Annotated in this window: 20 protein-coding genes; 11 read left to right on the top strand and 9 right to left on the bottom strand. The window is 75.3% G+C overall.

What is annotated here, in order from left to right; all coding sequences use genetic code 11:
• Positions 1 to 17 precede the first annotated feature (17 nt).
• The 3 genes from ABTY40_RS28625 to fxsA all read left to right on the top strand — a co-directional run bounded on the left by ABTY40_RS28625 (position 18) and on the right by fxsA (position 3,533).
• Positions 18 to 1,646, top strand: a complete 1,629-nt coding sequence (locus tag ABTY40_RS28625) for an amidohydrolase (RefSeq protein WP_352062167.1) — start codon at positions 18 to 20, stop codon at positions 1,644 to 1,646.
• Positions 1,647 to 2,094: 448 nt separating this feature from the next.
• Complete coding sequence (locus ABTY40_RS28620) at positions 2,095 to 2,895, top strand: polyprenol monophosphomannose synthase (protein WP_352062166.1); 801 nt, start codon at positions 2,095 to 2,097, stop codon at positions 2,893 to 2,895.
• 47 nt (positions 2,896 to 2,942) lie between these two features.
• Positions 2,943 to 3,533 carry an FxsA family membrane protein gene (gene fxsA / locus ABTY40_RS28615; RefSeq protein WP_352062165.1) on the top strand — a complete coding sequence of 197 codons (591 nt, stop codon included), beginning with the start codon at positions 2,943 to 2,945 and terminating at the stop codon, positions 3,531 to 3,533.
• A 110-nt stretch (positions 3,534 to 3,643) separates the two neighbouring features.
• Here fxsA and ABTY40_RS28610 read toward each other — a convergent pair whose 3' ends face one another.
• From ABTY40_RS28610 to yczE, 4 genes are all read right to left on the bottom strand, one after another.
• Complete coding sequence (locus tag ABTY40_RS28610) at positions 3,644 to 4,018, bottom strand: RNA polymerase-binding protein RbpA (protein ID WP_026278069.1); 375 nt, start codon at positions 4,016 to 4,018, stop codon at positions 3,644 to 3,646.
• Positions 4,019 to 4,273: 255 nt separating this feature from the next.
• On the bottom strand, positions 4,274 to 5,650 hold the full coding sequence (locus ABTY40_RS28605; protein ID WP_352062164.1) for an MFS transporter: 1,377 nt from the start codon (positions 5,648 to 5,650) through the stop codon (positions 4,274 to 4,276).
• Between the two features lie 40 nt (positions 5,651 to 5,690).
• Positions 5,691 to 6,455: a glycerophosphodiester phosphodiesterase family protein gene (locus ABTY40_RS28600; protein WP_352062163.1), complete on the bottom strand. Its 765-nt coding sequence runs from the start codon at positions 6,453 to 6,455 to the stop codon at positions 5,691 to 5,693.
• Positions 6,452 to 7,120: a membrane protein YczE gene (gene yczE / locus ABTY40_RS28595; RefSeq protein ID WP_352062162.1), complete on the bottom strand. Its 669-nt coding sequence runs from the start codon at positions 7,118 to 7,120 to the stop codon at positions 6,452 to 6,454. The genes ABTY40_RS28600 and yczE overlap by 4 nt, the downstream gene beginning before the upstream one ends.
• 102 nt (positions 7,121 to 7,222) lie before the next feature.
• Here yczE and ABTY40_RS28590 point away from each other — a divergent pair, with 102 nt between their 5' ends.
• The gene (locus ABTY40_RS28590) at positions 7,223 to 8,722 is read left to right on the top strand and encodes an SCO1417 family PLP biosynthesis transcription factor (RefSeq protein ID WP_352062161.1); all 1,500 of its coding nucleotides are present in this window, start codon (positions 7,223 to 7,225) and stop codon (positions 8,720 to 8,722) included.
• A gap of 66 nt (positions 8,723 to 8,788) precedes the next feature.
• On the opposite strand, the gene ABTY40_RS28585 is transcribed toward ABTY40_RS28590, so the two are convergent.
• Both ABTY40_RS28585 and ABTY40_RS28580 read right to left on the bottom strand, forming a co-directional pair.
• Positions 8,789 to 10,438, bottom strand: coding sequence for a hypothetical protein (locus ABTY40_RS28585; RefSeq protein ID WP_352062160.1), 1,650 nt, complete (start codon positions 10,436 to 10,438; stop codon positions 8,789 to 8,791).
• A 37-nt stretch (positions 10,439 to 10,475) separates the two neighbouring features.
• Positions 10,476 to 10,670: a hypothetical protein gene (locus ABTY40_RS28580; RefSeq protein WP_046907412.1), complete on the bottom strand. Its 195-nt coding sequence runs from the start codon at positions 10,668 to 10,670 to the stop codon at positions 10,476 to 10,478.
• A gap of 303 nt (positions 10,671 to 10,973) precedes the next feature.
• Between ABTY40_RS28580 and ABTY40_RS28575 the strand changes: the two genes are divergently transcribed.
• Positions 10,974 to 11,366, top strand: coding sequence for an ankyrin repeat domain-containing protein (locus ABTY40_RS28575; RefSeq protein WP_352062159.1), 393 nt, complete (start codon positions 10,974 to 10,976; stop codon positions 11,364 to 11,366).
• A gap of 277 nt (positions 11,367 to 11,643) precedes the next feature.
• On the top strand, positions 11,644 to 13,083 hold the full coding sequence (locus ABTY40_RS28570) for a HEAT repeat domain-containing protein (RefSeq protein ID WP_352062158.1): 1,440 nt from the start codon (positions 11,644 to 11,646) through the stop codon (positions 13,081 to 13,083).
• Between the two features lie 246 nt (positions 13,084 to 13,329).
• Here ABTY40_RS28570 and ABTY40_RS28565 read toward each other — a convergent pair whose 3' ends face one another.
• Genes ABTY40_RS28565 through ABTY40_RS28555 form a run of 3 tightly spaced genes read right to left on the bottom strand, consistent with a single transcriptional unit; the run spans position 13,330 to position 15,628 of the window.
• Positions 13,330 to 14,226, bottom strand: a complete 897-nt coding sequence (locus ABTY40_RS28565; protein WP_352062157.1) for a 5-oxoprolinase subunit C family protein — start codon at positions 14,224 to 14,226, stop codon at positions 13,330 to 13,332.
• Entirely contained in the window at positions 14,223 to 14,867 is a 645-nt protein-coding gene (pxpB, locus tag ABTY40_RS28560; RefSeq protein ID WP_352062156.1) for a 5-oxoprolinase subunit PxpB, read from the bottom strand. The genes ABTY40_RS28565 and pxpB overlap by 4 nt, the downstream gene beginning before the upstream one ends.
• Positions 14,864 to 15,628, bottom strand: coding sequence for a LamB/YcsF family protein (locus tag ABTY40_RS28555; protein WP_352062155.1), 765 nt, complete (start codon positions 15,626 to 15,628; stop codon positions 14,864 to 14,866). Before ABTY40_RS28555 ends, pxpB begins: the two co-directional genes overlap by 4 nt.
• Before the next feature lie 201 nt (positions 15,629 to 15,829).
• Between ABTY40_RS28555 and ABTY40_RS28550 the strand changes: the two genes are divergently transcribed.
• From ABTY40_RS28550 to ABTY40_RS28530, 5 genes are all read left to right on the top strand, one after another.
• Positions 15,830 to 16,552: a GntR family transcriptional regulator gene (locus tag ABTY40_RS28550; protein WP_352062154.1), complete on the top strand. Its 723-nt coding sequence runs from the start codon at positions 15,830 to 15,832 to the stop codon at positions 16,550 to 16,552.
• 606 nt (positions 16,553 to 17,158) lie between these two features.
• Positions 17,159 to 18,703 carry a hypothetical protein gene (locus tag ABTY40_RS28545; RefSeq protein WP_352062153.1) on the top strand — a complete coding sequence of 515 codons (1,545 nt, stop codon included), beginning with the start codon at positions 17,159 to 17,161 and terminating at the stop codon, positions 18,701 to 18,703.
• Positions 18,700 to 19,203: a hypothetical protein gene (locus ABTY40_RS28540; RefSeq protein WP_352062152.1), complete on the top strand. Its 504-nt coding sequence runs from the start codon at positions 18,700 to 18,702 to the stop codon at positions 19,201 to 19,203. Before ABTY40_RS28545 ends, ABTY40_RS28540 begins: the two co-directional genes overlap by 4 nt.
• Entirely contained in the window at positions 19,200 to 20,093 is an 894-nt protein-coding gene (locus tag ABTY40_RS28535; RefSeq protein ID WP_352062151.1) for a hypothetical protein, read from the top strand. The genes ABTY40_RS28540 and ABTY40_RS28535 overlap by 4 nt, the downstream gene beginning before the upstream one ends.
• A gap of 43 nt (positions 20,094 to 20,136) precedes the next feature.
• Positions 20,137 to 21,878: rod shape-determining protein (locus tag ABTY40_RS28530; RefSeq protein ID WP_352062150.1), on the top strand; the 1,742-nt coding region annotated here is incomplete at its 3' end.

The following is a 21,878-nucleotide window of genomic DNA, read 5'->3' as shown; positions in this document are numbered from 1 at the left end:
CGTCCTAGCCTGTGCGCATGACCGAAAGCCTTTCTGCCGGCGAACACCGCACCGTGCTGCTGCGCGGTGGAGAAGTCCACAGCCCTGCCGACCCCTTCGCCACCGCCATGGTGGTGGAGCGCGGGCATGTCGCCTGGGTGGGTTCGGAGGGCGCGGCCGACGCCTTCGCCTCCGGCGTGGACGAGGTGGTCGACCTGGAGGGGGCGCTCGTCACGCCGGCCTTCGTGGACGCGCACGTGCACACGACGGCGACCGGCTTCGCCCTGACCGGCCTCGACCTGTCCTCGGCGCGCTCGCTCGCCGAGGCGGCGGACGCGATCCGCGCCCACGCCGCGGCCCGCCCGGAGGACCGGATCCTCCTCGGGCACGGCTGGGACGCCTCGCGCTGGCCGGAGCGCCGTCCGCCGAGCCGGGCGGAACTGGACGAGCTGACCGGTGGCCGGCCGGTGTACCTGACGCGGATCGACGTCCACTCGGCGGTGGTGACCACGGCCCTGCTCGACCTGGTGCCGGGCGTGCGGGACATGGACGGTTTCCACGACGGGCGGGAGCCGCTGACGGGCGACGCGCACCACGCGGTGCGCGCGGCCGCCTTCGCCGCGGTCTCGCCGGGCCAGCGTACGGAGGCCCAGCGGGCGGCCCGCGCGCACGCGGCGTCCCTGGGCATCGGCACGCTGCACGAGTGCGGCGGTCCGCGGATCTCCTCGGAGGAGGACTTCACCGGACTGATGGATCTGGCCCGGGGCGAGCCGGGCCCGCGGGTCGTCGGCTACTGGGCGGATCTCGACGTCGAGCGGGCGCGGGCGCTCGGTGCCCTGGGGGCGGCGGGCGACCTGTTCGCCGACGGGTCCCTCGGATCCCACACGGCCTGCCTCCACGAGGCGTACGCCGACCGGGCCGGGCACACGGGGTCGGCGCACCTGGACGCGGCCACCGTGGCCGCCCATGTCGTGGCCTGCACCGAGGCGGGTCTGCAGGCCGGGTTCCACGCGATCGGCGACGCCGCCGTGAGCGCGGTGGTGGAGGGTGTGCGGGCCGCCTCGGAGAAGCTGGGCCTGGCGCGCGTCCGGGCCGCCCGGCACCGGGTCGAGCACGCCGAGATGCTGACCCCCGAGACGATCGCCGCCTTCGCCGAACTGGGCCTCACCGCCTCCGTCCAGCCGGCCTTCGACGCGCTCTGGGGCGGGGACGAGGGCATGTACGCCGACCGGCTCGGCGTCGAGCGTGCCCGTACCCTCAACCCGTACGCGGCCCTGCTGCGGGCGGGCGTGCCGCTGGCCTTCGGCTCGGACAGCCCGGTCACTCCGCTCGACCCGTGGGGCACGGTCCGGGCCGCGGCCTTCCATCGCACGCCCGAGCACCGGATCTCGGTCCGTGCCGCCTTCACCGCCCATACGCGCGGTGGCTGGCGGGCGGTGGGCCGGGACGACGCGGGGGTGCTCGTGCCCGGCGCACCGGCCGACTACGCGGTCTGGCGGACCGGGGAGCTGGTGGTGCAGGCGCCGGACGACCGGGTGGCCCGCTGGTCCACCGATCCCCGGTCCGGTACGCCCGGTCTGCCCGATCTGACCCCGGGCCGGGAGCTGCCGGTGTGCCTGCGCACGGTGGTGTACGGACAGACGGTCTTCGACCGGCCGAACGAGTGATGTAGGGACATTCCGCCCGCCGGGCGCCGTCCGGCGGGCTTGTCCCCGACCTGCGGATCTTCCCCGTCCACCTGGGCCTTTCACTCATCGTCGCAGGTCAAACGGGTGTTGACAGTCGACCCTCACGGGCCGGTAGGTTCTCCGCGTCCACCACAGGACGTCCGACCGGTCCGCCCCCTCGCCGTCGCCGAGCGCCGCCCGCGCCCCGGCCGCGAGGGAAGGTTTCGCCGGCGGAAGGTGCGACCCGGGTGGGGCCCGGACGTTCAGTAGACAACGGCCTTCGGTCGATCCGCAGCCAGCGGGTCCCGGGTCGGACCGAAGGATCTCCGGGCCCCGCACCGCACGCGGGCACCCGGTCCCGGCGCTTCGGGCGCCCCGCCCGGCGGGACGGACCACCCCGGCGGTCTCGCTAAGGTGGGAGCCCGCGCAGGGAACCGAAGGGGCAGCAGTGAACGACGGTGGCCAGAGGCGTTACGGCCCGCTCGGCGAGGTCCTGGTGATCATCCCGACCTACAACGAGGCCGAGAACATCAAGCCGGTCGTCGCCCGCGTGCGGGCGGCCGTACCCGCGGCGCACGTCCTCGTCGCCGACGACAACAGCCCCGACGGCACGGGGAAGCTCGCCGACGAGCTCGCCGCCGAGGACGGCCACGTCCACGTCCTGCACCGGCGGGGCAAGGAGGGTCTCGGCGCCGCCTACCTCGCGGGCTTCCGCTGGGGCATCGAGCGCGGCTACGGCGTCCTCGTGGAGATGGACGCCGACGGCTCCCACCGGCCTGAGGAGCTGCCCCGGCTGCTCACCGCCCTCAAGGGCGCCGATCTGGTGCTCGGCTCGCGCTGGGTGCCCGGCGGGCGGATCGTCAACTGGCCGAAGTCCCGCGAGATCATCTCCCGGGGCGGCAGCCTCTACTCGCGCGTGCTGCTCGACGTGCCGATCCGCGACGTCACCGGCGGGTACCGGGCCTTCCGCAGGGAGACCCTGGAGGGGCTCGGCCTGCATGACGTGGCCTCGGCCGGCTACTGCTTCCAGGTCGACCTGGCCCGCCGGGCCGTCGCCGCCGGCTTCCACGTCGTGGAGGTGCCCATCACCTTCGTGGAGCGCGAGGCGGGCGACTCCAAGATGAGCCGCGACATCCTCGTCGAGGCGCTGTGGAGGGTCACCGCCTGGGGGCTCACCGCCCGCGCGGAGAAGGCGGGCCGGTTCCTCGGCCGGGCGGCGGGCCGGGGGACGCCCCGCTCCGGGCGCTGATCCTTCCTTTACGGCGTTCCTGCGGCGCGCCAGGCACACTGGTGACCATGACGACCGGCGCACCGCCCCCTTCCGCCCCCCGGCGCTCCCGCGCGCGCACCTTCCTGCCCCTCGGCATCGCCGCCTGGCTGGCCCTGGAGATCTGGCTGCTGACGGTGGTGGCCGGCGCGGCGGGCGGCCTGACCGTGTTCCTGCTGCTCCTCGCGGGCGCCCTGCTCGGCGGCACCGTCATCAAGCGGGCGGGCCGGCGGGCCTTCCGCAACCTCGCCACGACCTTCCAGCAGGCCGAGGCGGCGGCCCGGAGCGGCCGCACGCCGACCGAGGCGGACCGCGTGGGCGCCGAGGACCGCAACGGTTTCCTCATGCTGGGCGGTCTGCTCCTGATCCTGCCCGGCCTCCTCTCGGACGTGGCCGGTCTGCTCCTGCTGTTCCCGCCCGTCCGGGCCGCGCTCGGGCGCTCCGCGGAGAAGGCCGTCGAGCGCCGGATGAACGCCGCGCCGCCCGGCAGCCTCCAGGACGCCTTCCAGCAGGCCCGCATGCGCCGCCCGGACGGCAAGGTCGTGCAGGGCGAGGTCGTCCGCGAGGACGGCCGTCATCCGTACGACACGGACCGGCCCCGCCCGCCGCTGACCCCCTGACCGGCTGCCCCCTGGGCGCCCGCCCCGGAGACGGGGGACGGAAGAACGCCGCGGGGCCCGGTACACAAATCGTGTACCGGGCCCCGCGGCGTTGCTGTCACAGCCGTCCGTCAGGCGGACTTGCGGCTGTCGCGCGGATGCACCGCGATGTTCATGGCGCCGGAACGCAGGACGGCCAGCCGTTCGGCGAGGACCTCCTCTAGCTCCTCGCGGGTGCGCCGCTCCATGAGCATGTCCCAGTGCGTACGCGCCGGCTTGCCCTTCTTCTCCTCGGGGCCGTCCCCGTCCACCAGAAGCGCCTGGCTTCCGCAGACCTTGCACTCCCACTCCGGCGGAATTTCCGCTTCCACGGAGAAGGGCATCTCAAAACGATGGCCCTTCTCGCATGCGTACTCCACGGCCTGGCGCGGGGCCAGATCGATGCCGCGGTCGGTCTCGTAGCTGGTCACCACGAGGCGCGTGCCGCGAAGAGCTCGCTCACTCATGAATCGTGCCTCCCGGGCTTGTCGCCCACAGGACAGGTGTCGCTGTCGTCGTCATCCGGTCAACGTCCGGTCGGCGGTAAAGATTCCCGTTCCGGGTCATGCGTCGCCCGTCGTGCCGCCCCTTGTTGTACCCACCAGTGCCCGTTTTGTCACATCTGGCGGCAGATGTGACCTGGCGTCTTCACCAAAGCAGCACGCAGTAACGGTCCGCCTGGCAGGCCAAAGGCGTACACTACCGGCCTTTCACTCCCGCGTCTAAATACGCTCCGGTAGCGGGTTTCCCGCGGCCACCACCGCACGCCGTACGGGTACCCGCAGAAGCAGCGCGAAACCGGCCACGAAGAAGATCACCAGAGAGATGATGGCATCCCGGTAGCTCCCGGTCAGCTGATACGCGAGACCGAACACCAGTGGCCCCAGCCAGCTCAGCCCCCGGTCGCTCATCTCGTACGCCGAGAAGTACTCCGCCTCCTTCCCGCGCGGCACCAGATGCGAGAACAGCGAGCGCGACAGGGCCTGGCTGCCGCCGAGGACGAGTCCGATCGCCGCCGCCATGCAGTAGAAGAGGACCGGCTTTCCGGCCGGCAGCAGATACCCGGCCGCCAGGATCACCGTCCAGACCGCCAGCGAGCCCAGGATCGTCCGCTTGGCCCCGTACGAGCGGGCCAGCCGGCCCATCGCCAGCGCGCCCGCCACCGCCAGCACCTGCACCAGCAGCACCGCCGTGATGAGCGTCGTCTTGTCCAGGCCCAGCTCCTCGGAGCCGTACACCGAGGCCTGCGAGATCACCGTCTGCACCCCGTCGTTGTAGACGAGGTACGCGAGGAGGAAGGAGAGCGTCAGCGGATGCCGGCGCATGTCCGCCAGCGTGGCGCGCAGCTGCCGCCAGCCGTTGCCCACCGCGCCCGCCCCCGGTTCCGCCGGCCCGGCCGTCTCCCGGGCCAGACGCCGGTCGCGCAGCCGCCGCAGCGGGATCAGGGTGAACGCGCCCCACCACAGGCCGGCCGACGCCAGGCAGACGCGGACCGCCTCGCCCTCCGTCAGGCCGAAGGAGTCGTGCCCGGAGTACAGCACCAGGTTGAGCACCAGGACCAGCGCGCCGGAGGTGTAGCCGAAGGCCCAGCCCCGCGAGGAGACCGCGTCCCGCTCGTCCGGCTCGGCGATCTGCGGCAGATACGCGTTGTAGAGCATCATCGAGACCGCCAGCGAGGCGTTGGCCACGATCAGCAGCAGGGCGCCGAGCAGGTACCGCCCGCCCTCCAGGAAGAACATCCCGGCCGTGGCCGCCGCTCCCACGTACGCGGCCGCCGCCAGCAGCGGCTTCTTCCGCCCCATCCGGTCCGCCGCGGCCCCGACCAGCGGCATCACGAGCACCGCCACCACGATGGAGGCCGAGACCGCGTACGCGAACAGCGAGCCGGCCCGCACCGGGATCCCCAGCGGGTGCACGAAGCCGCCGGCGTCCGCGGCGGCCTCCGCCACCGATGTCAGGTACGGGCCGAGGAACACCGTCAGCACGCTCGTCGAGTACACCGAGCACGCGAAGTCGTAGAAGTACCAGCCGCGCTGTTCGCGCCGGCGGTCGGCCGGATCGGCGGCGCGCCCCTCCTGGTCGGTGGTGTCGGCGGTCACGGCCGCGCCCCCCTCGTTCGTCCCCGTCGCGGGACGCGGCTCAGACCCACAGCCCTCGGTCGGTGAGCACCCCGCGCAGCGTCTCCAGATGATCGGTCATGATGCCATCCACCCCGAGGTCAAGGAGCGCGTTCATCCGCTCCGGATCGTTCACCGTCCAGACGTGGACCTGGAGCCCGAGCGCGTGCGCCTCCCGCACGAAGCGCCGGTCCACCACCGGGATCACGCCCTGTCGCTCGGGAACCTGCGCCGCCACCGCGCCCGCCCGCAGCGCCGCCGGGATGCCCAGCGACCGCAGCCGCAGCCCGAGCACCCCGCGCACCCCGTACGAGGTGGCGAGCCGCGGCCCGGCCAGGCGCTGGGCCCGGGCCACCCGCGCCTCGGTGAAGGAGCCCACGCAGACCCGGTCCCAGGCGCCGGTCCGCCGGATCAGGGCGAGCAGCGGGAGCAGCGCCGACTCCGCCTTCACGTCCACGTTCCAGCGGGCCTCGGGGAACTCGTCCAGGAGGTCCGCGAACAGCGGCAACGGCTCCTTGCCCGCCACCCGCGCCTGTCGTACGGCCGCCCAGGGCAGGTCCCGGATGCGCCCGGAGGCGTCGGTGACCCGGTCCAGGGTCGCGTCGTGGAAGGCGACGAGCCGCCCGTCCGCCGTGGTGTGCACATCGGTCTCGAAGTAGCGGTAGCCCGCCGCCGCGGCCCGGCGGAAGGCGGCCGCGGTGTTCTCCAGGCCGTCCGCCGTGCCGCCGCGGTGGGCGAACGGCAGGGGAGCGGGATGGTCGAGATAGGGGTGGCGTACGGGAGTCACCGCCGCAGTATGGCCTGTTCCGGTGTCCCCGAGGCGACCACGGTGCTGACGCCGGCCGGCTCCGGCACGGCGAACAGACGCAGGAACACCTGTGCGAGCGGCCCGATGGCCAGCGCGTAGAGGACCGTGCCGACGCCGACCGAGCCGCCGAGCAGGAAGCCCGTCGCGACCACCGTCACCTCGATGCCCGTCCGCACCAGCCGGACCGACCGGCCGGTGAGCCGGTGCAGACCGGTCATCAGCCCGTCGCGCGGGCCGGGGCCGAACCGGGCCGCGATGTACAGGCCGGTCGCCATGCCGTTGAGGACGATGCCGGCCGCCATCGCCGCGATCCGGGCGGCCGGGCCCTGCGCCGGGGGCAGGACGGCCAGGGAGAGGTCCATCGCCAGGCCGATCACCAGGACGTTGGAGACCGTGCCGAGGCCCGGTCGCTGCCGGATGGGAATCCAGGCCAGCAGGATGAGCGCGCCGAGGACGGTCGTCACGAGGCCGATGCTCAGGCCGGTCCTCCCGGCGATGCCCTGGTGGAGGACGTTCCACGGCTCCAGGCCGAGCCCGCTGCGCAGGAGCAGGATCGAGCTGAACCCGTACAGCGCGAGCCCCGCGTACAGCTGGACGAGCCGGCGGGCGAGGCGCCGGCCTCGAAGACCGGAGGCGATGGACAAGGAGTGCCCCCCTGTGTGGTGGTGGTGGACTGACTCATGTCACTCTGTGGCGGGAGATCGGATGTCAACCATGGCCAATTCGAGGAAGGTGGACTGATTTCGATGGCTCAGTGGACTTCGGCGGTAGGGCCGGCCCAGCTCGCCCGGCAGCTCCAGGCGCAGCAGCCCCGCCCCGCCGTGCCCGGCGCCCGCAAGCCGCCCGCCTACCGCGCCCTGGCCGACGGCATCCGCCTGCTCGTCCTGGAGGGACGCGTCCCGGTCGCCGCCCGCCTGCCCGCCGAACGGGAACTCGCGCTCGCCCTCACCGTCAGCCGTACGACGGTGGCCGCGGCCTACGAGGCCCTGCGCGCCGAGGGCTTCCTGGAGTCCCGCCGTGGCGCGGGCAGCTGGACCGCGGTGCCGGCCGGGAACCCCCTGCCGGCGCGCGGTCTCGAACCTCTGCCGCCCGAGGCGCTCGGCTCGATGATCGACCTGGGCTGCGCGGCGCTGCCCGCGCCCGAGCCCTGGCTCACCCGGGGCGTCCAGGGCGCCCTGGAGGAGCTGCCCCCGTACGCCCACACGCACGGTGACTACCCGGCCGGACTGCCCGCCCTGCGGCAGATGCTCGCCGACCGGTACACCGCCCGCGGCATCCCCACCATGCCCGAGCAGATCATGGTCACCACCGGTGCCATGGGCGCCATGGACGCCATCTGCCACCTCTTCGCCGGACGCGGCGAACGCATCGCCGTGGAATCCCCGTCGTACGCCAACATCCTCCAGCTCATGCGGGAGGCCGGCGCCCGGTTGGTGCCCGTCGCCATGTCCGAGGGGCTCGGCAGCTGGGACCTGCCCCGCTGGCGCCAGGTGCTGCGGGACGCCGCGCCCCGCCTCGCGTACGTCGTCGCCGACTTCCACAACCCCACCGGCGCGCTCGCCGACGAGGACCAGCGGCGGCAGCTCGTGGAGGCCGCGCGGTCGGCCGGGACCGTCCTCGTCGTCGACGAGACCATGACCGAACTCCACTTCGACGACGATCAGGGCATGCCCCGGCCGGTCTGCGCCTTCGACCCGGCCGGTTCCACCGTCCTCACCGTCGGCTCGGCCAGCAAGGCCTTCTGGGCGGGCATGCGCATCGGCTGGGTCCGGGCGGCGCCCGACGTCATCCGCTCGCTCGTCGCCGCCCGCGCCTACGCGGACCTCGGCACGCCCGTCCTGGAGCAGCTCGCCGTCAACTGGCTCATGCGGACCGGCGGCTGGGAGGAGGCCGTGAGCCTGCGGCGCGAACAGGCCGCGGAGAACCGGGACGCCCTGGTGGCCGCCGTCCGCCGGGAGCTTCCCGACTGGGAGTTCTCCGTACCGCGCGGCGGTCTCACGCTGTGGGTGCGGACCGGCGGCCTGTCGGGCTCGCGGATCGCCGAGGCGGGGGAGCGCGTCGGGATCCGGGTGCCCTCGGGGCCGCGCTTCGGCGTCGACGGGGCGTTCGAGGGGTACGTCCGGCTGCCCTTCACGGTCGCCGGGGCGGTCGCCGAGGAGGCGGCCGTCCGGCTCGCCGCCGCGGCCCGGCTCGTCGCCTCCGGCATGACGAGCGGTGCCGAGCCGCCCCGCTCGTTCGTCGCCTGACGGGCGCGCGCGAAGGCCGGTACGGACCCGGGGTCCGTACCGGCCTCCGCGGTGTCCCGGGGCCGTTCAGCCCTCCGCCGGGACCGGCGTGTGCCGGGGGGCCGGGTGTCCCGGGGTCGCGGGCTCGGCGAGCGGTTCCGGCACGGTGGCCGGGGCGGACGCCGGGGGAGCGGCCGACTCCGGGACCTTCTCCAGCGGCGCCGTGACCGCCGGCAGGCGCTCCGGCAGCAGCTCCAGGACCGCCTGCCGGTGCGCCTCGCTCGTCGCGTCGTCGTACGGGTCGGGGGTCGCCGGCACCTGGAGGCGCAGCACCGGGCCCGTACCGAGGCGCGCGTAGCCACGGCCCGGCGGCACCTGGGGGACCGGTGTGGTGTGCGGCTCCGCCCCGAGGGCCCAGGCGATCCGGTCCGCCGGCGCCGGGCCGAGCACCACCCGGGCCCGGGTGTGGGTCCGTACGGTCTCGTGCAGTGTGTCCACGCTGTCGAACTGCTCCGCCACCACCACGGTCACGTGGGCCGCGCGCCCGTGCCGCAGCGGCACCTGGAGCAGCTCCTGCGGGTCCTGCCGGCCCTCGGCCGCGGCCAGGTGGCCGAGGACGCCCGGCCGGTCGACGAGGATCCACAGCGGCCGCCGGGTGTCCTCGGGCGCCGGCCGGCCCGCCTGGCGGGCCTGGTTCGCGGCGATCAGCCGCCGCTCGGTCTCCTGCGCCGCCCACTGCAGGCAGCCGAGCGCGCCGGAGAGGGCGCTCTCGACGCCCAGCACGCCCTCGCGGCCGACGAGACAGGCGTACTCGCCCGAGCCGGTGCCCTCGACGATCAGGACGTCGCCGTGGGGGAGGGCCTGGAGGGCGAGGGAGCGCAGCAGGGAGGTGGTGCCGCTGCCGGGCTGGCCGACGGCGAGCAGGTGCGGCTCGGTGGAGCGCGGCCCCGTGCGCCACACCACGGCGGGGGCGTCCTCCGCTCCGTCGGAGGTCACCACGGGAACGGTCCGCTGCACGGCCTCGGCGTCCGTGAAGCCGAGCACCGTCTCGCCGGGCACGGTCACGAACCGCTGGGCGGCGATGGTGGTGGGCAGCGCGGGCAGCACGCTCATGACGAGCCGGTTGCCCTCCTCGTCCCAGTCGAAGAGGTACTCCCGGCCACGCCCGGACTTGGCGTGCAGCAGCTGCTCGACCCGGGCCCGGGCGGCGGGCTCGCCGTCGGTGAAGTACGGGGGGTACGCGATCCGCAGCCGGGTCGGCCGGCCGTCCTCGTCGAAGGCGTACTCGTCGAAGACGCCGCTCCAGTCGCCGCCGTGGGCGAACAGCGGGGCGGGGTCCTCGGGGACGGAGAAGTACGGCACCAGCGCCTCGTACAGGCCCTTGAGCCGTGCCACCTCCGCCTCGTCGGGCCCGGTCTTCACGACCGGACGCTCGCGCCCCTTCCACGCGGCGGCGCCCATCAGCGTCACGAGCGCGAACAGCGGCCCGTACGGCATGAGGACGACGGCCAGGACGACGGCCGCGACCAGGAACAGCGTGGGACCGCGCCGGTCCTTGGGGGTCGCGGCCCACCTGGCGCGCGCGGCCGCCGCCAGTTTCCGCAGACCCCGGGTGACCGTGATCAGCGGATGGAGCACGTCGGTGGCGCTGTCGGCGGCCGTGCGCGCGATCTCTCGGCTGCGAGCGATCTGTGCGCTGCCGCTGCTCAGAATGCGGGGGAGTGGTCGCCGGGCCACGTCGTGCTCCTGGAGTCGTGGAAGGGGCTGGGGGGCGTCAGAACTTGATCCCGCCCAGGAGGCTGGCGAGGCTCTGCCCGCCCGCCGTGATGCTGGGGGCGATGGCGGTGCCCGCGAGGTAGAAGCCGAACAGCGCGCTGACGAGGGCGTGGGAGGCCTTCATCCCGTCCTTCTTGAAGAACAGGAAGCAGATGATGCCGAGCAGGACCACGCCTGAGATGGACAGGATCATTGGGTGTTCTCCTGGTTGAGGGGACAGTCACCATGAGTCCTTCCAAGTTCACGGGAAGTATCTATGTGATTAAAGGTGCAATCGGGTGAATCGGTGACGTTTTCACTTGACCGGCCGACGCCACCCCCGCCCCCCGGTGGCGAAATGCGTGAGGTGCGCTAGTCGGGGGCAGGGTCCGGACTGCCGTGATCTTTGCCTCGGCCGGGCGCCGTCATGTCCCCGGACGGGCAGTACCCTGTCGATTCACTCGTACGGCGGCGTTCGCCGTGCGCAGGTCACAGCTGGAAGGGCGGTTACCGAGAGATGAGCGAGACTCCTGACCCCGAGGTCGTCGAGCTGGCGTCCAAGGTCTTCGACCTGGCGCGCGCCGGAGACGCCGAGGCGCTCGCCGCGTACGTCGACGCGGGCGTCCCCGCGAACCTCACCAACGACAAGGGCGACACCCTCGTCATGCTCGCCGCCTACCACGGGCACGCCCCCGCGGTCACCGCCCTCCTGGAGCGCGGCGCCGACGCCGACCGCGCCAACGACCGCGGCCAGACCCCCCTCGCCGGAGCGGTCTTCAAGGGCGAGGACGCCGTCGTCCGCGCCCTCCTCGCCGGCGGCGCCGATCCGGAAGCCGGGACTCCGTCCGCCCTGGACACGGCCCGGATGTTCGGCAAGACCGAACTCCTCGCACTCTTCGAAACCCGGTGAACGGGTACTGAACCCCAGGTGAGAGCGGTGCCGTAAATGTGGTCGCGGCGCCGAAACGGGTGGGTCATCATGACGTCGGGCCCGGTGGACCGGGCCATCGACGAGAGGCAGAGGAAGATGGTCACTGGCAAGCGATGGACGACGACGAGCGGCTCGGCATGTTGCCGCACGGCCTAGGCGTACGGGCGACGTACCGCCCGACCCGGGTCATACCGGACCCCCGGATGCTCCCGGTCTCCCCCGGTCGTGTCGACAGCTTGATGTGAGGCGTCTTCCCATGTTCGATCCAGTCATAGCGCCGAGCGGCACCCTGCTCGGCCTGCTGCAGAGGGGCCGCGGCGACGGCACCCTGCACGCGCTCGCCGCCCCCCGTGCCGAGGCCCTCGCGGCCCTCAACCACTGCGTGCTCCAGGACCCCCGCCACGACTGGCAGGTCGAGAACCGCTCCCTGTACTACGCCCGCCTCTACCTCGACCTCCACGGAGGACTCGAGGACATCGAGGCGCACCTCTTCGGCGCCGAGGACCACCTCGACACCGAGGAGACCAGGACGGGGCTCGCCCTCGCCGTCCTTGGCCACCTCGCCTCCTACGGACGGCACGACGCCCTGCTCCTGCTGCGCCGCTACGCGGCCACCGGCTCCAACTGGGCCTGGGCCCTGGACGAGCTCGCGCTGCGCGACGACGACGCCGGCCTGCGCGGCCTCGCCCTGCCTGTCCTCGCCCGCTTCCCCGCCGGACCCGAGGGCGACGCCGAACTGTCCCGCACCGTGCGGGACGCCTTCGAACCCCGCCCCTGGCGACTCTGGGCCGAGGACCCGCGCGAGGCCGTCGGCGCCCGCGTCCGCGCCGCCCGCGAACAGGGCTCCTTCGACCGCTGGCAGCGCCAGCTGCGCCCGGCCGGACCCCGCCCCGGCTGGAGCGTGCGCGCCGTCCTCGACTGGGCGCAGGAGGGGTACGCGCGCGGTGCCCTGCTGCACGGGCCGGCCGCGCGCTGCCTCACCGCCGTCGCCGGCCCCGAGGACCGGCCCGAACTCCTCGACGCCGCCCGGAACGGCGCGCCGGGGGCGCGGGGCGCCGCCCTGCACCACCTCGCCGAGGCCCGGGACCCCGCCGTCCTCGACCTGGTCGAGGCCGCCGCCGACCTCGGCTCCCACGGGGCCCCCGACACCGACTCCCGTACCGTCGCCGAGGCGGCCGTCGCCGCCTACCGGCGCATGTGCGGGGACGACGCCGTCGCCCGTGCCCGCGCCTGGGTCCGCCGGGCCGACGCCCTCGGCGCCGCCGCCGCCGAGGTCCTGGCCTGCCGGGGCACCGCCGCCGACGCCCGGCTCGTCCTCGACGCCCTGCGCGGCACCGTCCGCGCCGATGGCCCCGACGCCGCCGCCCTCGGCCCCCTCGCCGACGGCGCCGGACGCCTCGGCATCGCCTGCGCGGCCCCGGTGCTGCGCCACATCTACCGCGAGACCTCCTCCTCCCAGCTCCGCGGCCGGGCCGCCCGGGCCCTCGCCGCGACCGACCCCACCTTCGCGACCGGCTTCGCCGTCGAATGTCTCTGGGACTGCGAGGAGACCACCCGCGAGATCGCGGCCCAGCACGCGGAGACCGGAGACGTACGCGTCGCCGAGCGACTCCGCCGCCTCGCCGCCGACCCGGCCGAGGAGGTCGAGGTCCAGACCGCGGTACGGAACCGGATAGGCCCCGACCTGCAGGTCTGAGCCGGACCCCTGGTGCCGCGGGGACCGGCCCGCCCCGGTTCCCGCACGAGCGTCCGATCCCCGTCGCCGCGATTCCCGGCCGGCCCCCCTCGACGGACCGGGAATCGCCCCCTCGCTCCGACGGCTGGGGAGCGGCACTCCAGGGGCGGCGCGGCCACGGGGCCGTCGTCGGACGTCACGGGCGGGACGGGGGCGAGGAGCCCCGGGACGCGCGTCCGCCGCCCTTCGTGGGTCCCGGAGCCGCCGTCACCGGGGCCCGCCCCCACCCGGCCCGCGCCGGGTCACCGGGACGAAGCGGACCGCGGTGCCCGGCACGGCCTGGGCCGCCGCGTCGAGGTCCCTTTCCCGGACCACCGCCACCACCGGGTACCCACCGGTCGTCGGATGGTCCGCCAGGAACACCACCGGGTGCCCGTCCGGCGGCACCTGCACCGCGCCCAGGACCAAGCCCTCGCTGGGCAGTTCACCTTGCACGGCCCGCTCCAGGGGCGGGCCGTCGAGCCGCAGTCCGATCCGGTTGCTCGCCGGCGACACCCGGTACGCGCGCGTGGCGAGGGTCCGCAGCGCCTCGCGGGTGAACCAGTCGTCCCGGGGGCCGAGCCGCACCCGCAGGACGAGCTCGTCCGGCGGGCCCGGCCACGGCGGGACGTCGACCGGCCCCCGCAGGGACGGGGCCACCGCTCCCAGCGGCAGCTCGGCGCCGGCCGACAGCGGCGCCGGCCCCAGGCCGGAGAGCAGGTCGGTGGAGCGGCTGCCCAGCACCGGTTCGACCGCGATCCCGCCGCCGAACGCCACGTACGAACGCAGTCCGCGCACCGCCGCGCCCACCTCCAGAAGGGACCCGGGCCGGAGCCGTACCGCCGTGCCCCAGGCCGCCGGCCGCCCGTCCACGCGGACCGGACAGGGCGCGCCGCCCACCGCCACGGTCACCGCGCACCCGGGCCGCAGCGCGCACCCGTCGACGGTGGTCTCCAGGACCGCGGCGCCCTCGGTGTTGCCGACGAGCCGGTTCAGGAGCCGTACGGCACCGGCGTCGAGGGCGCCCGAGCGGGGCACGCCCAGATGCGCGTGGCCCACCCGCCCCAGGTCCTGCACGGTCGTCAGCGCCCCGGGCCGGACGACGGCGACCGTACGGCCGGTCACGGCAGGTCCTCCGCCGTGAACCGGACGCGGGTGCCCGGCGTCAGCAGGGCCGCCGGTTCGCGCCGGGGATCCCACAGCACGACGTCCGTGGTGCCGATCAGCTGCCAGCCGCCGGGGGAGGAACGGGGGTACACGCCCGTGTACGGCCCCGCCAGCGCCACCGAGCCCGCCGGGACGGCGGTGCGGGGAGTGGCGCGGCGCGGCACCGCGTACCGCTCGCCCAGGCCCGTCAGATAGCCGAAGCCCGGCGCGAACCCGCAGAACGCGACCCGGAACTCCGCCGCCGTGTGGATCCTCACCGCCTCCGCCACCGACACCCCCCACAGCGCCGCCACCTCCGCCAGATCGGGACCGTCGTACCGCACCGGCACCTCGACGGCCCCGCCCACGCGCGCGTGGAGCGGCGCGGGCTCCCAGTGGGGCAACTCGGCGGCGAGCCGTTCCGGATCGTCCACGCCGTCCAGCAGCACCGTGCGCGCCGCCGGTACCACCTCCCGTACGGACGCCAGCTCCCCGGCCGCGCGCCGGCGCAGCACCTCGGCGTGGAAGGCCTCCGCCCGGTCGCCGTCGGGCAGTTCCACCAGGAGCGCCCGGTCGCCCACCCGCAGCACCCTGGGCGGCCCGCTCCGGCGGGTGCTCACGCGAACGCCTCCACCCTGATCCCGGCGGCCTCCAGGCCGGCCCGCACGCGCCGGGCTAGCTCCACCGCGCCCGGGGTGTCCCCGTGCAGGCAGAGCGAGCGGGCGCCGACCGGCACCACGGTGCCGTCGTGCGCGGTGACCGTCCCGGTCCGGGCCATGGCCACCGACCGCTCCACGACCTCCCCGGGGTCCGAGACCACGGCCCCTTCCCGCCCGCGCGGCAGCAGCGAGCCGTCCGCCCGGTAGGCCCGGTCGCCGAAGGCCTCGGGAACGGGCGGCAGCCCGGCCGCCGCCGCGGCCTCGTGGAGCCGGGAGCCGGGCAGCCCCAGCACCGGCAGCGCCCGGCCGGCCAGCAGCACGCCCTCGACGACCGCGGCCGCCTGCTCCCCGTCCCGGACGACCCGGTTGTAGAGGGCCCCGTGGGGCTTCACGTACGAGACGCGCGAGCCCGCGGCCCGGGCGAAGACCTCGAGAGCGCCGATCTGGTACGCCACCTCGGCCGCCAGCTCCGCCGCCGGCACGTCCATGGCGCGCCGGCCGAACCCCGCCAGGTCGCGGTAGGACACCTGCGCGCCGATGGTCACCCCGCGCTCCGCGGCCAGCTCGCAGACCCGGCGCATGGTGGGGGCGTCCCCCGCGTGGAAGCCGCAGGCCACGTTGGCGCTGGTCACGACGGTGAGGAGCCGCTCGTCGTCGGTCAGCGTCCAGCGGCCGAAGCCCTCGCCGAGATCGGCGTTGAGGTCGATCGAGACCCTGCTCATGGCGGCCCTTCCTCTCTGGCCCCGCCCCTGTCCGGCCCGGTCCGCCGGCGGAGGGCGTGCGGGCGTGAGCGCGCGGGTGCCGCCAACGTAGAGGATTGTTGAACGATCCGACAAGAGCTGTGTTGTCCCGTCCCCCCGTTCTGCGGTTGACTCGGCCGCGCACGCCGGAGCGGCGGAGGGGAACGGGACGGAAGGGGCGCCGTGGGCACGAGTGACGCCGGGGGACTGGCGGAGGACCGCGCGCTGCTCGGGCGTACCAGCACCGCCGAGCGCGTCGCGGACATCCTCCGCACCCGGATCGCGGAGGGGTACTTCCCGCCCGGCTCCCGGCTCTCCGAGGAGAACATCGGCGGCGCCCTCGGCGTGTCCCGCAACACCCTGCGCGAGGCCTTCCGGCTGCTCACCCACGAGCGGCTGCTCGTCCACCGGCTCAACCGGGGCGTCTTCGTCCGCGTCCTGGCCGCCGAGGACGTCGAGGACATCTACCGCACCCGGCGGCTCGTGGAATGCGCGGTCGTCCGAGGTCTCGGCGGGCCCCCCTTCGCCCTGGCGGCGCTCGCCGCCGCCGTCGCGGAGGGCGAGGCCGCGGCCGGCGCCGACGACTGGCAGGGCGTCGCCACCGCCAACATCCACTTCCACCGCGCGCTGGTCGCCCTCGCCGGCAGCCCCCGCACCGACGAACTGATGCGGAGCGTCCTCGCCGAACTCCGCCTCGCCCTCCACGTCGTGCCCGACCCGCGCTCCCTGCACCAGCCCTTCCTCCTCCGCAACCGCGAGATCCTCGACGCCCTGCGAGCGGGCGACCGGCCCGCCGCCGAACGCCTCCTCGCCCGCTACCTCGACGACTCCCACGCGTGCGTCGCCGCCGCGTACGCCCCCTTCGCGGGGCGGGCCCCGGGCGCCCCGCCGGCCGGGACCGCGTGAGCGGACGGCCCTGACGCCCACCTCCCCGGTCGGGACGCTGACCTCACGGGGCCCCCGTTCCCCGGAGCTCGTCCGCACCCGGCCCGGCCCCTAGGGCCTGTCTTCCGGATCTTGCCGGGCTCGCGCCTTCCCGCAGAGCTTCGCCTGGGAGGTGCCCCCAGCACCGCGCCTCTCCCCGTAGCCCTTCGGGCACGGGAGGTGCCCCCACCGCATGGACTCCCTCCTCCGCCTTGCGATCCACGGCACCAGGCGCCGCTCCCTGACCCGGCCTGATCCGAAAGAAAGACCCTGGTCCGCTGCCAGCCCCCGGGCGAAGCCCCTGCGCCCTCCTGGACCGGCCCCCGAGCCCGCCCGCCGGCCCGTGCCGCCGCCCCGCTCATGGACCGCCACAGGGCCTCGCACCGCGGGGCCTCGGCCGGCCCGGGCCCCCACAGAGCCTCGTACAGCCGCCCCGCGCCCCGCCGGGCCCGTACCGCCGGACCGGTCCCCGTACCGCCGCCCCTCAGCCGCCGGGCCCCCGAGCCCGGCCCGTGCCGGCGTCCGCGTTCCCCGGCCGGACCTGCGTCGTTTCGACCGGTGTCAGCTCCAGGACCTACTCTGTGCACCGTGACTTCGCAAGGCTCGACGGATCCCGCTCCGCCCCAGCTCAGCGCGGGGCCGCGGCCCGCGCAGGGCCCGGCCGCCGACGAAGGGCTCGCGCGGCGCCTCCGCGCGCTCGCGTGCACCGCCCCGCTGCACGACCTCGACGTCCGCAAGGCGAACCTCGCCGGCGAGTACTCGGTGTACGCGATGGCGGAGGTGGCCCTCGCCGCCATCGACCTCGTCACGCTGAACATGGACTTCGACACCGGCGCCGACCACGAGCAGATAGTGGCCCGGCTGATCCCGCGCGTCGCCGCGCAGGCGCCCGGCCGGCCCGCCGCCGAGCACGAGCGCGTCGCCCGCTGGGTCCTGGAGAACCTGATCAACGTCGGCAGCGTCGACCGCGGCTTCCGCGCCGTCTACGGCACCTTCGACACCGACGGCGTGTACGTCCGCCGGGACTACGACTTCAAGCTCATCGAGGAGGTCCCCGGCTACGGGGGCGGCGTCTACCTCCGTACCACCGACGAAGCCGTCAACGTGCTCGTCGGCGCCCTCGACACCGACGTCACCAGCGCCCAGATCGCCGCCGAGGTGAAGCTGGAGGTGCTCATCAGCCGGGGCCGGCTCGCCGACGCCCAGCTCGCCGCCGAGCAGGCGCGCTACCGGACCGTGCAGTACGCCGAGACCCTCCGCAAGACGCTGGAGGCCACCCGGCGCAACGTCCGCGCCGTGGACTGGCTCAATGCCGTCCCCGACATGATCGCGGAGGCGCTCGACCACGTCGCCGACCGCTACCGCCACGAGAACGCGATCCTCACCAACATCCGCAAGGCGCGCGACGAGGCCGAGACGACCTCCGACCCGAAGACCGCCGAACACAAGCGGCGGGCCGCCGAACTCGTGGACATCGTCAAGGACTGCATCCGGCGCCACACCCAGCTCCAGTCCCGCCTCCTGGAGGCCGGCCCCCTCTTCCGCGCCGAACAGGACCGGCAGGCCTTCGCCGCCCCCACCCGGTACACCGGGCTCGACCTGTACGGACAGCTCGTCGCCCCGGTCCTGCCCCTGCCCGTCGCCCGGGCCACCAAGGTCACGGACGCCTTCTTCGCCCACGGCACCGGCCTGCGCACCCCCGCCTCCGTACGCCTCGGCGACCTCGTGGACCTGCTGCTCACCCCGCCGGTCGAGCGCGAGCACCTGGGCGCGGAGATGCCCGAGCCCGACCTGATCGCCACCCCCGACGACTCCCGTTTCAGCGAGGAGCAGCTCGCCCGGGCCCTCCGCCTGCTGGACCTGGAGCACGACGCCCCGCGCCGCCTCTCCGGCCTGCTCGCCGAGGCCCGCCGCCTCGACCCCGACCTGCCGTACCTGGTCGCGCTCCTGGCCGTCCACGCGGCGAGCCCCCCGGTCGGCACGGCCTACCGCCAGGGCGAGGAACGGCTCCTCTTCGCCGTGGACGACGGCACGCCCCTGGACGACCCCGAGTTCGGCGGCGCCGACCTCATCGTCGGTACGGCCCTGCTCGACGCGGCGGGCATGGCCGCCGCCCGTACGGAGGCCTCGTGACCGCCCCCGCGCCCCGTACCGTCCCCGCCACCGCTCCCGGGGAGCCCCCGGCCGGACCGGCTCCGGACGCCCCCGTGCCGACCGGCGGCCCCGTGCCGGGCGAAGCCCCGGTGCCGGCCGACGGTCCCCGCGTGCGGCCCGTGGTCGTGGAACCGCCCGTCGGCGCCGTCCCCGGACCGGGGCCGGGGCCGGGAGGCAGACCCCGGGTCGGGTCCGTGCTCCCGGCGGCGCCCTCCCGTACCGGCGCCGCCTCCGTGCGCGGCGGCCTGCCCGCGGTCCGCGCCGTCCGGCTCACCGGCGCCCCGGCCCCGCGGGTCCCGGCCGAGGACCAGCCCACGGCACCGGCCCGCCCGGACGGCCCGGCCCCTACGCCCACGCCGGACCGGCCGTCCGGCGCGGACCGCCCCGCCGCGACCGTCCGCCCCGCCGCCGTCACCCCCGTCCCCCTCCCCCTGACCCGTCCCGACACCGAGCGCCGCACCGAGGAGCCCCAGCCGTGAGCGACACCCACGCCGAGTACGCCGACGCGTGGAGCGAGCCGGAGCCCGCGCAAGCCCCCGCGCCGTCCGCCGTCACCCCCGCCGACGCGGCCGACGCCGCCCGCCTGGTCTCCTTCGGTCTCCAGCCCAAGCTGCTCCCCGCGCGCGACGCCGAGTACGCCGAACTGCTCCGCCGCTACCGCGAGGACCCGCCCTTCGCCCGGCTCGCCGACGCGGTCGCCACCGGCCTCGGCCTGATCGTCCTGGAGGTCTCCCCGCGCGCGGGCATGGCCGTCACCGCGGGCGAGGACTCCGTCTTCGCCGTCCGCATGGGCGACTACGCCCGCCGGGCCAACACCGACGCCGCCGACCGCTTCCTCCACGGCCTCGCCCACCTCGCCGTCGCCGCCATGGCCTTCCCCCGGCCCGAGGACCTCGCCGACGACGGCTACATCGGCCGCCTCACCGTCAACGGCGTCGACGCCTTCGTCCGCCAGGCCTGCCTCCGCCTGGAGCAGCGCGCCGAGGAGCAGGGCGAGAACACCGACCCGGCCTCCGACGCCCCCGCCCTGGAGGCGGCCTGGCGGATCTACGCCCGCCGCAGCGCCACCGGCGCCACCAAGGACGCCCGCCGCCTCGCGGGCTCCACCACCGGCATCGTCGGCAAGGCCGTCGCCTTCCTCACCGAATCCGGTTTCCTCCAGCGCACCGGCGACGAGGGCGGCGGCTCCTACCGCACCACCGCCCGCTACCAGCTCCAGGTCCGTGACATGGCCGGCTCCGCCGCCATGGCCGAGCTGCTGGACCTCGGCGTCGTCCCCGTCAGCGACGGCTCCCCGACGCTCCTCCCGCCGCCCGAGGGCGACGACCTGGAACTCGCCGCCGACGCGGGCCTGCCGTTCCACGCCTGACCGCCCCGCGTAACCGAACCTCCCAGTACGAGAGTCCCTCGCCATGTACGAGCTGTCCCGGGTCCGCCTCTACTCCATCGGCCCCGCCGGTGCGCGCTACGCCGACACCGTCCTGGACCTGCGCGGAGTCGGTGCCCCCGTGCCCCACCCCGCCCCCACCCAGGCGGAGTTCTTCGAGGAGGAGCCGGTCGGCCCGCCGCGCCGCCCCGCCCCCGCGGGCGTGCTGTTCCTGGAGAACGGCGGAGGCAAGTCCGTCCTCCTGAAGCTGATCTTCTCGGTCATGCTGCCCGGCCACCGCAACACCCTGGGCGGCGCCAGCTCCGGCGTGCTCCGCAAGTTCCTCCTCGCCGACGACTGCGGTCACGTCGCCCTGGAGTGGCAGCACACCCTCACCGGCGAGCTGGTCGTCGTCGGCAAGGCCAGCGAGTGGCGCGGCCGTCAGGTCTCCAACGACCCGCGGAAGTTCGCCGAGGCCTGGTACTCCTTCCGCCCAGGACCCGGGCTCAGCCTGGACAGCCTCCCCGTCGCCGAGGCCACCACCGTCCGCCCCCCGGCGGAGGGCGCGTCCGGCGCCACCGGCCGCCGCCGCACCATGAAGGGCTTCCGCGACGCGCTCACCGAGGCCGGCAAGGCGTACCCGCACCTGGAGGTGTACTGGGAGGAGATCCACGACCGCTGGAACGAACACCTCGGCGAACTCGGACTCGACCCCGAACTCTTCCGCTACCAGCGCGAGATGAACGCCGACGAGGGCGAGGCCGCCGGCCTCTTCGCGGTCAAGAAGGACTCCGACTTCACGGACCTGCTCCTGCGGGCCGTCACCGACACCCGCGACACCGACGGACTCGCCGACCTCGTCGGCGGCTTCGGCAACAAGCTCGGCCGCCGCGCCGAACTCACCGCCGAGCGCGAGTTCACCGCCGGATCCGTGGACCTCCTGAACCGGATCGTGGAAGCCGCGGAGACCCGGGCCCACGCGCGCGAGGTCCACGCCGGCGCCGAGCGCCGCACCCGTACCCTCGCCCGCCGGTTCTCCGCCCGCGCCGCCGAGGAGCGGGGCCGGGCCGCCGAACTCGCCCAGCGGGTCACCACCGCCGCGCACGCCGTCTCCGAGGCCGAGACGGCCCGCGGCCGCAGCGCCCTCATCGCCGCCGAACTCGCCTTCCGGCACGCCTCCCTGGCGCTGACCGCGGCCGAGAAGGGAGCCGCCGCCCAGCGCCGCGAACTCCTGGAGGCCCGCACGCTGCACTCCGCCTGGCAGGCCGCCGAGGCGGTCCTGCGCCACCGCGCCGCCGCCGACCGTTCGGCGCGCGTGGCCGCCGCCATCCGCGAGGCCGAGCGCGACGCCGCCCCGGCCCTCGCCGCCCGCGCCAAGGCCGCGGCCGACCTCGTACGCGCCCTCTCCGCGGCCGCCGAGGAGGGCGAGCGGCACGCCGCCGAGGAGGAGGAGCGGTCCACCGCCCTCCAGGAGGCGGGCGAGGCCGCCCACCGGGACGCCACCACCGCCGCGACCGAGGCCCAGCGGGCCCGCAGCGAGGCCGGCCACCTGCGCCAGCGCCTCGCCGAGGTCGAGCAGGAGACCGCGGAGGCGGTACGGGCCGGCTGGCTCGACGACTCGGCCCCCGACGCCGACCCGGCCCGCGCCGCGCTGGCCGCCAGCGACGCCGAGAAGACCACGGTCGCCGCCTGGGACGCGGCCCGCGAGGCCGCCAACACGCTGGTGTACGTCAGGGGTCGAGGCATCGTTCTGAACGAACCGTCCGTCGTCGCGATCAACACCAACAC

It is taken from the genome of Streptomyces sp. NPDC126503 (assembly GCF_040302405.1).
GTDB lineage: Bacteria > Actinomycetota > Actinomycetes > Streptomycetales > Streptomycetaceae > Streptomyces > Streptomyces gulbargensis.
This window is presented reverse-complemented; position numbering and strand designations above follow the sequence as displayed.

Excerpts from the sequence above, each read along its gene's own strand:
- ABTY40_RS28625 (WP_352062167.1), top strand. The coding sequence starts at position 18 with ATGACCGAAAGCCTTTCTGCCGGCGAACACCGCACCGTGCTGCTGCGC.
- ABTY40_RS28555 (WP_352062155.1), bottom strand. The coding sequence starts at position 15,628 with ATGAGCAGGGTCTCGATCGACCTCAACGCCGATCTCGGCGAGGGCTTC.
- fxsA (WP_352062165.1), top strand. The coding sequence starts at position 2,943 with ATGACGACCGGCGCACCGCCCCCTTCCGCCCCCCGGCGCTCCCGCGCG.
- ABTY40_RS28575 (WP_352062159.1), top strand. The coding sequence starts at position 10,974 with ATGAGCGAGACTCCTGACCCCGAGGTCGTCGAGCTGGCGTCCAAGGTC.
- ABTY40_RS28590 (WP_352062161.1), top strand. The coding sequence starts at position 7,223 with ATGGCTCAGTGGACTTCGGCGGTAGGGCCGGCCCAGCTCGCCCGGCAG.
- ABTY40_RS28610 (WP_026278069.1), bottom strand. The coding sequence starts at position 4,018 with ATGAGTGAGCGAGCTCTTCGCGGCACGCGCCTCGTGGTGACCAGCTAC.
- ABTY40_RS28570 (WP_352062158.1), top strand. The coding sequence starts at position 11,644 with ATGTTCGATCCAGTCATAGCGCCGAGCGGCACCCTGCTCGGCCTGCTG.
- ABTY40_RS28580 (WP_046907412.1), bottom strand. The coding sequence starts at position 10,670 with ATGATCCTGTCCATCTCAGGCGTGGTCCTGCTCGGCATCATCTGCTTC.